The sequence below is a fragment of the Gelidibacter pelagius genome (assembly GCF_017581925.1).
GTDB lineage: Bacteria > Bacteroidota > Bacteroidia > Flavobacteriales > Flavobacteriaceae > Gelidibacter > Gelidibacter pelagius.
The window spans coordinates 131347-144057 of sequence record NZ_JAGEVG010000010.1 but is presented as its reverse complement, the minus strand read 5'-3'; the positions used below and the strand labels follow the sequence as shown (position 1 = coordinate 144057).

At 37.6% G+C, this 12711-nt stretch carries 14 protein-coding genes; all 14 read left to right on the top strand.

Annotated elements, in window-relative coordinates; genetic code table 11:
- Positions 1–117 precede the first annotated feature (117 nt).
- Positions 118–1452: a cytochrome ubiquinol oxidase subunit I gene (locus J4051_RS10185; RefSeq protein WP_208233761.1), complete on the top strand. Its 1335-nt coding sequence runs from the start codon at positions 118–120 to the stop codon at positions 1450–1452.
- Between the two features lie 2 nt (positions 1453–1454).
- Positions 1455–2531 (top strand): cytochrome d ubiquinol oxidase subunit II, encoded by a 1077-nt coding sequence (gene cydB / locus J4051_RS10180; protein WP_208233760.1) that lies wholly within the window; start codon positions 1455–1457, stop codon positions 2529–2531.
- Positions 2532–2552: 21 nt separating this feature from the next.
- On the top strand, positions 2553–2849 hold the full coding sequence (locus tag J4051_RS10175; RefSeq protein ID WP_208233759.1) for a hypothetical protein: 297 nt from the start codon (positions 2553–2555) through the stop codon (positions 2847–2849).
- A gap of 95 nt (positions 2850–2944) precedes the next feature.
- Entirely contained in the window at positions 2945–3553 is a 609-nt protein-coding gene (locus J4051_RS10170; RefSeq protein WP_208233758.1) for a TetR/AcrR family transcriptional regulator, read from the top strand.
- Position 3554: 1 nt separating this feature from the next.
- The gene (locus tag J4051_RS10165; RefSeq protein ID WP_208233757.1) at positions 3555–4805 is read left to right on the top strand and encodes a TolC family protein; all 1251 of its coding nucleotides are present in this window, start codon (positions 3555–3557) and stop codon (positions 4803–4805) included.
- Between the two features lie 78 nt (positions 4806–4883).
- Entirely contained in the window at positions 4884–5801 is a 918-nt protein-coding gene (locus tag J4051_RS10160) for an HlyD family secretion protein (RefSeq protein WP_208233756.1), read from the top strand.
- Positions 5802–5853: 52 nt separating this feature from the next.
- Positions 5854–6348, top strand: a complete 495-nt coding sequence (locus J4051_RS10155) for a hypothetical protein (protein ID WP_208233755.1) — start codon at positions 5854–5856, stop codon at positions 6346–6348.
- Positions 6349–7251: an ABC transporter ATP-binding protein gene (locus J4051_RS10150; protein ID WP_208233754.1), complete on the top strand. Its 903-nt coding sequence runs from the start codon at positions 6349–6351 to the stop codon at positions 7249–7251.
- Between the two features lie 83 nt (positions 7252–7334).
- Positions 7335–8141: an ABC transporter ATP-binding protein gene (locus J4051_RS10145; RefSeq protein ID WP_208233753.1), complete on the top strand. Its 807-nt coding sequence runs from the start codon at positions 7335–7337 to the stop codon at positions 8139–8141.
- A 10-nt stretch (positions 8142–8151) separates the two neighbouring features.
- Complete coding sequence (locus tag J4051_RS10140) at positions 8152–9258, top strand: ABC transporter permease (RefSeq protein ID WP_208233752.1); 1107 nt, start codon at positions 8152–8154, stop codon at positions 9256–9258.
- 231 nt (positions 9259–9489) lie between these two features.
- On the top strand, positions 9490–10611 hold the full coding sequence (locus tag J4051_RS10135) for an ABC transporter permease (RefSeq protein ID WP_208233751.1): 1122 nt from the start codon (positions 9490–9492) through the stop codon (positions 10609–10611).
- A gap of 16 nt (positions 10612–10627) precedes the next feature.
- Entirely contained in the window at positions 10628–11389 is a 762-nt protein-coding gene (locus J4051_RS10130) for an LOG family protein (RefSeq protein ID WP_208233750.1), read from the top strand.
- An 81-nt stretch (positions 11390–11470) separates the two neighbouring features.
- Positions 11471–11890, top strand: a complete 420-nt coding sequence (locus tag J4051_RS10125) for a hypothetical protein (protein WP_208233749.1) — start codon at positions 11471–11473, stop codon at positions 11888–11890.
- Positions 11891–11924: 34 nt separating this feature from the next.
- Complete coding sequence (locus J4051_RS10120; RefSeq protein ID WP_208233748.1) at positions 11925–12515, top strand: cytochrome b/b6 domain-containing protein; 591 nt, start codon at positions 11925–11927, stop codon at positions 12513–12515.
- Positions 12516–12711: the final 196 nt, after the last annotated feature.

Below are 12711 nucleotides of genomic sequence, written 5' to 3'. Positions count from 1 at the left end.
GAAGTTAAATTACGGTCTCAAAAAATAAAATAGCGCTCTGTTACTTGTGTTACACATTTAGAAATAGGGTTCTCATATATTTATATAATAAATTTATCGCTCAAAAGCTTTTTCAATATGGAGGACATGCTCTTTTATGATCGGATGCAGTTTGCTTTCACGATCACTTTCCATTACCTATTTCCACAATTGACCATGGGATTATCCTTAATGATCGTTTATTTTAAATGGCGATTTTTAAGAACCAAGATTGATAAGTACAACGACGCCGCCAAATTTTGGATGAAAATTTTTGCGCTAAATTTTGCAATGGGTGTTGTCACGGGGATCCCGATGGAATTCCAGTTTGGCACCAATTGGGCCAAGTTTTCAGAACTTACTGGAGGCATTATTGGTCAAACCCTTGCCATGGAAGGGATGTTTTCGTTTTTCTTAGAATCGTCGTTTCTGGGCCTATTCCTGTTTGGAGAAAAATTAATGGGTCAGAAGCTCCATTTTTTAACGGGTTTCCTGGTGTTTTTAGGATCTTGGGCAAGTGGCTATTTGATTATTGCCACGCATTCATGGATGCAGTACCCGGTTGGTTATGAAATTCTGGAAAATGGAAAATTTGTACTCACCAATTTTGGAGCGTTGTTCTCCAATCCGTGGTTGATGCCTGCATTTTTACATAATCAAATGGGCTCCGTCATTACCTCTTCCTTTGTGGTGGCATCTATTGGCGCTTTTTATTTATTAAATAATAAACACAGCGAATTCGGGAAACTTTTTGTAAAAACAGGTGTTATTTTCGGATTGATCTCCAGTATTTTGGTGGCTTTTCCAACAGGAGATTGGGCGGCCAAAAATGTGGCCAAACACCAACCTGTAACCTTTGCTGCCATGGAAGGCATTTTCGAAACCGAAGATGGTGGCGCTGAAATTATCTTAATTGGGCAACCCGACGTCGAAAACAAAAAACTCGATAATAAAATTGCGGTGCCAAATGTATTGAGCTTTTTAACCTATCAAAGATGGGATGCAGAGATTAAAGGCCTCAATGAATTTGATGAAAGTGTCTATCCAACAAATATTCCTGGATTGTATTATTCCTATCATATTATGGTGGGCTTGGGCACTATTTTTATTGGCTTATTGCTTATTGCAGGCATTCAACTGTATCGAAAGAAACTCTACACTACTAAATGGGTATTGTGGACGTTGATGTTTATGCTGCCGTTTCCGTATATCGCCAACACTGCGGGATGGTACACCGCCGAACTGGGAAGGCAGCCTTGGCTGGTGTATAATCTCTTACGGACAGCAGATGGAATTTCCCCAACCGTTTCTTCCGGAAACACCTTGTTCACCTTGCTTGGCTTTATTGGACTTTACGCATTATTGGGACTATTGTTCATCATGCTGGCCGTGAAAATTATTCATAAAGGCCCTGAAACTACAAAACACATCTAACTATGGAACTACTCTGGTATATCATATTAATGACCATGTTAACCATCTATGTCATTTTGGATGGTTATGATTTTGGTGCAGGAATCATTCATTTATTTTTTGCCAAAACAGAAAAAGACAAAAAAGCGGTGACAAACGCCATCGGCCCTTTTTGGGATGCCAATGAAGTCTGGCTCATAGCTGTTGGCGGTGTTTTGTTTTTTGCGTTTCCTACGTTGTATGCCTCATCATTCAGTGGGTTTTACTTGCCGTTGATGATGATTTTATGGTTACTTATTTTTAGGGCGATTGGTCTTGAATTACGAGGACAAATCAAGAACAGAATGTGGGAGGCCATTTGGGATAAAGCCTTTGGAATTGCAAGTTTATTGTTGGCCCTATTCTTCGGAATCGCATTGGGTAATATCGTAAGAGGCGTGAATTTGGGCATGGTTACCGATGGTGTTTCTGCACATGAACCTCACTTTTTCTTTTTGCCCTTATGGAATTCGAGTTTTAGTCCGCATGCCGAACACCTGGGAGTAATCGATTGGTTTACCTTAATGCTGGGCTTGGTTGGCGTGGTGTCCTTGGCAATTCATGGTGCCAATTGGATTATTTTCAAGACCAACTCTGACCTTAACCCAAAACTAAAAAAGGTGATTTTCAATTTGAATTTTGTGCTGTTGGCATTGGTGATCATATCTTTGTCAACCTGGCATATCATTGATCCAAATCCATTTCGCAACTTTATGGAACATCCTTGGTTAATTATCTTTCCGCTGATTACGTTTACGGGACTCTTTGGTTTGTTTAAAGTAAAATCATTCAAAAAAGACGGTTTAGGCTTCTTATTCTCAACCTTGTTTCTGCTGGGGGGATTAGCTTCTACTGTAGCCTCGATATTCCCCAAAGTATTGCCTTCTACTAACGATGTCAATCCGTCTTTAACCTTATATAATGTTGCAGCCCACGACTATGGTTTGTCCGTTGGAGTATATTGGTTTGTTATTGCCGCACTTTTGGTTGCAGTCTATATGTTTGTGCAATATCGTGTTTTCCGTGGTAAGATGGATGATGTCGGCTATGGCGACCATTAATTTGCTATGTAATCCTTTGTTATGACAGATACACTCATTGCACTCATCAGTATTTTTATGGGCATTTTTGCCGCCCATGCATTTGCTGTTATTAACAAAAAATATTCATTGGGATTTATTGGCAATACCATGGCAGGTGTTTTTGGCAGTATATTTTTTATAAAAACCTTTGGGCGTCTTGGTTTTGATCCGATGTCGATTATGGAAACAGGCGAAACAAATTACATGTTATTTTTAATAAACATGTTGGTTTCAATCGTTGGCGGAGCGATTGGCGTCATTGCTATAAAACTGATTAAGAGCAAATTAAATCCTTAGATTCGGGAAAATAAAATTGAAAATAAATCGAATTATTCAGCATTCGATTATTTTTTGTACATTTGTTAACCATTTGGTTAAACCTATTAGTTAAAATGAAAAAGGAAGAAACGACAGAACATCAAATATTGGACGCCGCCAAGGATGTATTTCAATCTAAAGGTATGGATGGTGCAAGAATGCAGGAAATAGCAGATAAAGCAGGAATTAATAAGGCGATGCTCCACTACTATTATCGAAGCAAGCAATTGCTCTTTGAAGCTGTTTTCAAGAATGCGTTTTCGCTCTTGGCACCACAGTTAAATAGCATCTTAAATGATGATTCTTCCATTGAGGAGAAAATCAGAAATTTCACCAATGACTATACAACGTTCATGATGAAGCATCCGTATTTACCAAACTTCATCATCAATGAGCTCAACAGAAATGAAGATTTCATTCTAAAACTAAAAGACAACACAGGCTTTCCAAATCTCGAAAAATTTAGAGCAAAAGTGGATGCTGAAATTAGTCAAGGAAATTTAAAACCCATAGATGCCGACCAATTATTCGTCAATATCTTAGCCCTCAACATCTTTCCGTTTTTAGGAAAGCCATTGGTTAAAGTGCTTACAAAAAAAGACGAAAAAGCGTACAAGGCATTTACAGAAAGTAGAAAAACAGAAGTCGCCAACTTTATTATCAATTCAATAAAGCAATCATAAAATGAAACGATCCCTAATTATTTTAATAGGATTATTCACAAACGTGATGGTTTCACAACAAAGCATAACGCTACAGGAATGCTATGATCTTGCGACTGTCAATTACCCGTTGGCCAAGCAATCTGTATTGTTGGATGCACAAAACCAATTAGAAAAAGAAGTGGTTTCCAACGCCAAACTCCCGCAATTGAGTTTTGATGCACAAGCCACCTATCAATCCGATGTGATTGAAGTTCCCATCCCAAATTCAAATATCGAACCGCTTAATAAAGACCAGTATCGTGCAACACTATCGGTCAACCAACTTATTTATAATGGAGGAGCGACGGATGCCTCTTTAGATGTAAAATCATCCCAACTCAAAACCAAGCAAAAACAGGTTGAAGTCAATTTGTATCAACTAAAGCAAAAGATCAATCAGCTCTATTTTTCCATTTTGTTATCACAGGAAACGCATTTATTGTTAAAAGCGAAACAAGAACAGTTACAAGCCAAATTGAGCGAAGTGACCTCAGGAATTAAATACGGTGTTATTTTACCATCATCTGATAAGGTTTTGGAAGCTGAATTGTTGAAAATAAATCAGCAGCTTACTGAAGTCGAAAGTAATAAGGTTTCACTCATTGAAACACTTTCCAGCGTCATCGGACAGCCATTGAGCGCTTCAGTCCTATTTCAAAACACTTTAGTGGAAACAGTATTAGAAACAGAATTGAACCGTCCTGAATTAGAATTGTTTCAACTTAAAAAAGATGAAATTGAAAGCAACGAAGCTTTGATCGCTAAACAAAACGCACCCAAATTGCTCGGATTCGCTACAGGTGGCTATGGAAATCCTGGATTGAATATGCTCGACAATTCCTTTCAAGCATTTTATACGGTTGGCGTTAAACTGAACTGGAATGTCTTCGACTGGAATTCCAACAAAAAACAGCGCGAATCATTGTCCATCAATAAAGACATTATCGATACTGAGACCGAAACGTTCAAATTAAACACCAATACAGAACTGAATCAGCAGCAGAATGAAATCGAGAAGATTGAAGCGTTTATCACCTCAGATCTGGAGATTATCGATCTTCGAAAAGAGGTTCTTAAATCGGCAGATTCACAGCTAAAAAACGGGGTCATTACCTCATCGGCATACATAACCGAGCTCACCAATTTATACGAAGCTGAAAATACTTTGATAAAACATAAAATTCAATTACAACTGGCAAAAGCAAATTATAACGTCATTAAAGGGCAATAATTGTCCCGCAGATCTCGCAGATCAACGCAGAAAATATCTACGAAATCAGCAAGAACCGCGGAAACCAAAACATAAAACATGAAATATTACAATCATATAATAGGTTTAAGCATAGTGGCCACTACCCTATTTTCCTGTAGCGATTCCAACGGAAAAGCAGACGGTTACGGCAATTTCGAAGCCACAGAAATAACAGTATCGGCTGAAAACAACGGAAAACTGATGCAGTTTGAGGTTTCTGAAGGTGATCAGCTTATGAAAGACAAATTCATAGGTTATATCGACACCATTCCCTTAGCCCTAAAACGCGAGCAATTAGAGGTTTCAAAAACAGTCATCAGTTCAAAATCCAAAGGTGTATTATCTCAAATTAACGTGTTGAATGCCCAGTTAAAAACAGCCAACTCCAATAGAGAGCGAACAGAAAACCTGATAAAGGATAATGCAGGAACCCAAAAACAATTGGACGATGTTCAGGGCCAAATTGACGTGATCAAAAACCAAATTCGCAGTGTGGAAATCCAAAATGCCCCTGTGGTCAACGAACTAAAAAGCATTGATGTTCAATTAAAACAAATTGACGATCAGATTCAAAAAAGTAAAATTATCAATCCCATAAACGGAACTGTTTTAACGAAATATTCAGAACCGAATGAAATCACTTCTTTTGGAAGGCCACTTTATAAAATTGCCGATTTAAGCACCATGCAATTACGTGTTTACATCAGCGAAACCCAATTGGCAAACATTAAAATAGGACAAGAAGTGACGGTCAAAATTGATGACGCAGATACGATGAGATCCTACGAAGGTAAAATTAGCTGGATCGCCTCAGAAGCGGAATTCACACCAAAAATCATCCAAACAAAAGAAGAACGTGTGGCCTTGGTATATGCTGTAAAGGTAGACGTCGTCAACGACGGAAGCTTAAAAATAGGAATGCCCGCTGAACTATGGATCCTATCCCCAACCCATTCCAAAGAGACAAATAATTAATATAAATTTTAATAATCAATTCAAATAATAATAACCACTAAAATCAAAAACAATGAAACATTTAATTTTTACCATCAGTCTATTAGTATTAGTAAGCTGTAAAGACAACAAAGAGCAAGAACCCATTACGCATTCAGACGAAGTTGAAAATCGGGATGATCACTTAAACGAACATCACGTTGAAGCTGCTGCAAATGTGTATGATAATTCTTGGACAGAAGAGATAGAAATGGATAATGGCGAGAAATGGCAATCCGATCTCCCGACCAATGAAGGCGTTAAAAAACTTCAACATACCATAAACACTCAAACAACAAGTACCTTGGCTGACTATCATAAATTGGCTGACTTACTTAATGAGGATAAGAATTATGTCATAAAAAACTGTACGATGCAAGGTCCAGCACATGACAATTTACATGTTTGGTTGCACCCATTGATCGAAAAAATTGCTGCGCTTACACAAACTGAATCCGTTGAAGACGCTTCAAAACTTAAAAGCTCTATTGATGAGAACATCAACGCCTATTACGATTATTTTAAATAAATGGGTATTTCAATTTCCAACATATCAAAATCCTATAAAAACGTAAAAGCTTTACAGGACATTTCATTTGACGTCAAACCAAATGAACTCTTTGGGCTTATTGGTCCAGATGGTGCTGGTAAAACAACATTGTTCAGGATATTAACGACGCTTTTATTTCCAGACCAAGGCACAGCCACTGTTGCCGGTTTTGATGTGGTTGGAGATTATAAAGAGATTCGGAAGAATGTTGGGTATATGCCTGGTAGATTCTCGCTCTATCAAGATTTAACGGTTGAGGAGAATTTGAACTTCTTCGCTACCATTTTTGGAACGACCATCGATGAAAACTACGATTTGATAAAGGATATTTATGTACAAATTGAGCCTTTTAAAGATCGCCGTGCCGGAAAATTATCGGGCGGAATGAAGCAGAAACTCGCATTGAGCTGTGCATTGATCCACAAACCCAAAGTTTTGTTTTTGGACGAGCCTACCACAGGCGTGGATCCCGTTTCACGAAAAGAATTTTGGGAAATGCTAAAACGTTTGCAGCAAAAAGGGATCACCATTTTGGTTTCCACCCCTTATATGGATGAAGCCGCTCTTTGTGATAGAGTGGCTTTGATTCAAGATGGGAGAATTTTGCAGATTGACACTCCAGAGGCTATTGTAAAACACTATCCGAAACCTATTTACAACGTTGGTTCAAATAATATGTACCAATTGATCATTAGTTTAAAAGACTATGAGTTTAACCATAGCGTCTATCCTTTTGGCGAGTTTGTCCATTATACCGATAGTAGAACCGATTTTAATCCGAAGGAATTACGCCACTATTTAGAATCTAAAAACCTAATTGATATTGAAATTGAACAAACTGAAGCGACGATTGAGGACACCTTTATGGAGTTGGCAAAATAACCTATGAGGCTTCCACCTGTCCGCCGAAGGAGGAAAACCTTCCTGCAAGGTTTTCAAAACCTTGTAGGTATAACAAAACGCATATGAACAAAGTCATACAAGTAGAAGGATTGACCAAAATGTTTGGCGATTTTACAGCTGTAGATGCCATCACATTTGATGTTAAAAAAGGTGAGATTTTTGGCTTTTTGGGTGCCAACGGTGCAGGAAAAACGACCGCCATGAAAATGTTGATTGGAATTTCAAATCCAACCTCTGGGAAGGCTACTGTAGCAGGATTTGATGTCTATACACATGCCGAAGACATTAAAAAAAACATCGGTTATATGAGTCAGAAATTTGCCTTGTATGACGATTTAACCGTCAAGGAAAACATTACTTTTTTTGGAGGTATTTATGGATTGTCGCGAAAAAGAATTAAAGAAAAATCAGAAGCATTAATTAAAGAATTAGGACTTGAAAAGGTTGCCAGCCAATTAGTAGGATCGCTACCGTTAGGTTGGAAACAGAAACTATCGTTTTCAGTAGCGTTGATTCACGATCCAAAAATCGTGTTTTTAGATGAGCCCACAGGAGGCGTTGACCCCATTACGAGACGTCAATTTTGGGAAATGATCTATAAAGCCGCCAATCAGGGCACCACCGTTTTTGTAACCACACATTATATGGACGAAGCAGAATATTGCGATCGGGTATCCATTATGGTGAATGGAAAAATTGAAGCTTTGGACACACCGAAAAAACTTAAGGAGCAGTTTCAGGCGGAAAGTATGAATGATGTGTTTTTGAAGTTGGCAAGAAGCCCATCCCCAGCCCTTCCCAAAGGGAAGGGAGTAAATGTTGGCGAAAATTATAACAATGGCACAAAATCCTCCCCTTTGGGGAGTTAGAGGGGCTTTTATGAAAAGATTCATAGGTTTTATAAAAAAGGAATTCTACCATATTTTCAGGGATAGGCGCTCATTGTTTATTCTCTTCGGAATGCCCATTGCGCAAATTCTACTGTTTGGATTTGCCATTACCAATGAAATCAATAATGTGGATATCGCTATTTTAGACCATTCAAAAGATAATACCACAGAAGAAATCATTAATAAGATTGCGGCATCAAAGTATTTCAGTATCAAACAAATGATCACTCGAGAAGCCGATATTGCTTCAGTTTTCCAAAAAGGACAGGTGAAAGCTGTTTTAAACTTCGAAAAAGACTTCGGCAGAAACCTCATCAAAGACCACAAAGCTACCATTCAAATTATTACGGATGCCACAGATCCAAATACTGCCAATACGATTACCAATTACTTAAATGCCATCCTTCAGCAGTATCAAAAGGAACTGAACAAGGATATTACTATTGCCTATCAAATAATTCCCCAAACCCGTATGGTTTATAATCCAGAACTAAAAAGTGTGTACATGTTCGTTCCTGGAGTGATGACCATCATTTTGATGCTGGTTTCGGCAATGATGACTTCCATTTCAATTACCAGAGAAAAAGAATTGGGTACTATGGAAATCCTCTTAGTATCTCCATTAAAACCGTTTCAGGTAATTATAGGAAAAGTAATCCCTTATATATTTCTGTCTATAATAAATGCAGTAGTTATTGTGATGTTGAGCATTTTCATCTTTAATATGCCAGTACAAGGAAGCCTTATTCTGTTAGGTTTGGAAAGTGTGTTATTCATCATCACCTCCTTGGCCTTGGGCATTTTAATTTCAACTATTTCGGCAACACAACAAACCGCAATGATGATTTCTTTAATGGGATTGATGCTACCAGTGATCTTGTTATCTGGATTTATTTTTCCTATTTCGAGCATGCCAATGCCGCTCCAAATCATCAGCAATATCATTCCTGCCAAATGGTTTATCATTATTTTAAAAGCCATTATGCTCAAAGGTGTAGGAATGCAATTTATTTGGAAAGAAACCTTGATTTTATTGGGAATGACCGTGTTTTTTATTGCATTGAGTGTGAAGAAGTATAGGATTAGGTTGGAGTAGATTAGTGGGTAGAGGTGAGTGGGTAGATGGTAGACGGTAGATGGTAGACGGTAGACGGTAGACGGTAGACGGTGTGTTTAAGATAAAAAATTAAAGAAATAGCCATCCTGCAAGGTTTTAAAAACCTTGTAGGTATTTTAAAAATAAAAAAACATTATCGAGTATCAAATTCGAGCATGTTTATAATGAATTAATAACTTAAAAAGAGATTCCCGCTTTCGCGGGAATGTTATGAAAACAATACTTTACATCATACAAAAAGAGTTCAAGCAAATCTTTAGAAATAAAGGCATGCTGCCTATTATTTTTGTTCTACCACTACTCCAATTGGTCATTCTTTCCAATGCCGCCACTTTTGAGGTCAAGAATATCAAATTTGGCTATATCGATAACGATCATTCGTCAACATCGAGAGCTTTGATAGAAAAATTCAACGCTTCAACATATTTTGATGTTTTGACCGATTTTCCTTCAGAAGCTAAAGCAAGTTCAGCTATGTTAAAGGGAGAAATAGATGTCGTTTTAGAAATTCCACGACATTTTGCACGCGATCTTCAAAAAGAAAAACACAGCAGTTTAGGCGTTACCATTAATGCCATTGATGGTGCAGCAGCGGGTGTTGAAAATGTCTATATCACTCAAATCATACAAAGCTATAACAAGAATATTAGAACAGATTTGGCACAAATTTCGGATGCTCAAATTCAACCTGTAATTATTGATGCGATTCCCTTGTTTTGGTATAACGAAACCTTAAACTATAAAACTTTTATGGTGCCTGGCATTCTGGTATTATTAGTCACGATGATTACCCTTTTTCTGTCAGGAATGAATATTGTCCGAGAAAAAGAAATCGGTACTTTGGAGCAGATTAATGTCACTCCCATTAAGAAAAGTCAATTCATTATTGGGAAACTTTTTCCGTTTTGGGTTATTGGTATGGGCCTGTTAACGGTTGGATTAATATTGGCAAGATTGATTTTCAACGTCCCCATGTTGGGCAGTTTGGCACTCATGTATGTCTACACCTCCATTTATATTTTAGTTGTTTTGGGTATCGGTTTGTTTATCTCAAATTTCACCGACACCCAACAGCAAGCCATGTTTATTGCCTGGTTCTTTGTAGTCATTTTTATTCTAATGAGCGGACTATTTACCCCTATTGAAAGCATGCCAAAATGGGCCCAAATAATTACAGAATTCAATCCCATAAAATACTATGTTGAAGTGATGCGGATGGTCATGCTGAAAGGCTCGGGGTTTAAGGATATTCTTCCTCAACTCATTAAGACTCTCGTTTATGCTATTGTTATGAATGGTTTAGCGGTTTGGAGTTATAAAAAAACGATCTAAAAATTGATGTATGGAGATGGATAAAAAAACAATGCTATCTAAAGATGAATCTTTGTTTGTTAGAGGTCCCCTCTCGCGTTTTAAGGAATTTATCTTTGCAGTTAAAGTGTTCATCAATTTTCTAAAAGCCTTCAGAAAAATGCATTTTATTGGCCCCTGCGTCACTGTTTTCGGGTCTGCTCGATTCGAAAAGGATTCAGAACATTATAAAAATGGCGAAAAAATTGGCGCTGCTTTGGCAAAAACAGGATTTACAGTGATGACAGGTGGTGGTCCGGGAATTATGGAGGCCGCCAATAAAGGTGCCTTTGAGGCTGGGGGCAATTCTGTGGGCTGCAATATCATTCTGCCGTTCGAACAGAAGCCCAATCCGTACCTCCATAAATGGATTGACATTCCCTACTTCTTTATAAGAAAGGTCATCCTCATAAAATATTCTTACGCCTTTGTAGTCATGCCAGGAGGTATTGGCACCTTAGATGAACTTTTCGAGGCTTTAACACTGATTCAAAACAAGGTTATCAGCGATTTTCCGATAGTGATTTTCGATTCCGTCTACCATAAGGAATTGTGTGAGCACATTCAGTTGATGGCCGAAAACGAAAGCATCAGTCCAGAAGATATGGAACTACTATTTGTTACGGATTCTGTGGAAGATTTAATGACACATATTGAATCGCATACCATCAAGAAATATGGATTAATCAGGAAACCAGTCAAACCAAAATGGTGGCTTGGAGAGCCAACTAATCAAGAACCTCAGGCCCCAAGCCCATAAGATATGAATAAGTAATTGTCTTTTCGATCGAGACAAGCCTCGGGGTATTAAAACCCACTGGTGGGAATAAACCGATATCAAATGAAAAATAAAAAGATCATTATTACCGTAAGTGCTATTGTTTTAGCAGTATTTGCATTACTTACCTTATTTTTAAGTAGTTCTGTAATTTTTGACTGGTTTGGCATTAGAGTCAAAGAAGGAAACTATGTTTTGTTTATAGTGTGGGCAAACTTTATGAGCAGCATTTTATATTTAATTGCGGTTTATGGTTTCTTAAAAAGAAAACAATGGACGTTTAGAGTGTTAATCGCAGCTTTAATTATCCTAATTCTTGCTTTTATAGCATTGCAGTTTTATATTTATTATGGAGGGGTCTACGAAACAACAACTATAAAAGCCATGATTTTCAGAATGTTGGTGACTTTAGGTTTTTCACTCATCGCTTTTTTCTATATGAAAAATGACGGATTAAGTACTAAAACGAAAGCTGGACTATAATACTAAACTATGCTTCAACGTAAAAACGAGCATCATGAAAAAAATACACTATTCTAAAACATACCGTATCATTCATTGGGCAATAGCCATTTCATTTCTGCTCTTATTAATTACGATTTTCTTGCGATTAACGTGGATGAATAAATTCAATATGGCAGCCATCATACAAGATTACCTAAAAGATACTGGCCAGATTTTATCAGAGGAACAAGGCATTGCCTTAGCTAAAAAGATCAGACAACCCATGTGGGATTGGCACATTTACCTCGGCTATGTATTGGTAGGTTTATTTAGTATGCGTTTTATGCTTCCTGCATTCGGACAAATGAAGATCCAAAACCCTTTATCTAAAAATATTACCACGAAAGCAAAATTTCAGAAATGGACCTATATCATTTTTTATGTCTGTGTTGTTGTTTCATTAGTTACCGGACTTATCATAGAATTGGGACCAAAAGAATTGAAAAAGCCCATGGAAGACATCCATGTTCTTGGTATTTATTATCTGGTCGCATTTATAGCAATCCATTTGGCAGGTGTTTTGGTTGCTGAGTTTACAGAGCAACGAGGAATTATTTCAAGAATAGTAAGTGGTCAAAAAAAGAAAGATACAAAATCACGATAACCAAGAACCTCGGAGCCTGTCCGACCGGCACGGGCGGGCAAGCCCACTAAGTATGAATAAGAAATTGCCTTTTCGATCCAAGCAAGCTTAGGAGCTTTTAAACCCACTGGTGGGAATAAAATTAATGTGTTATTACTCATCAATAAGCTTCAATTATTGGTTTTCCAATTACGACTTAACTCTTGAGATTTTAATA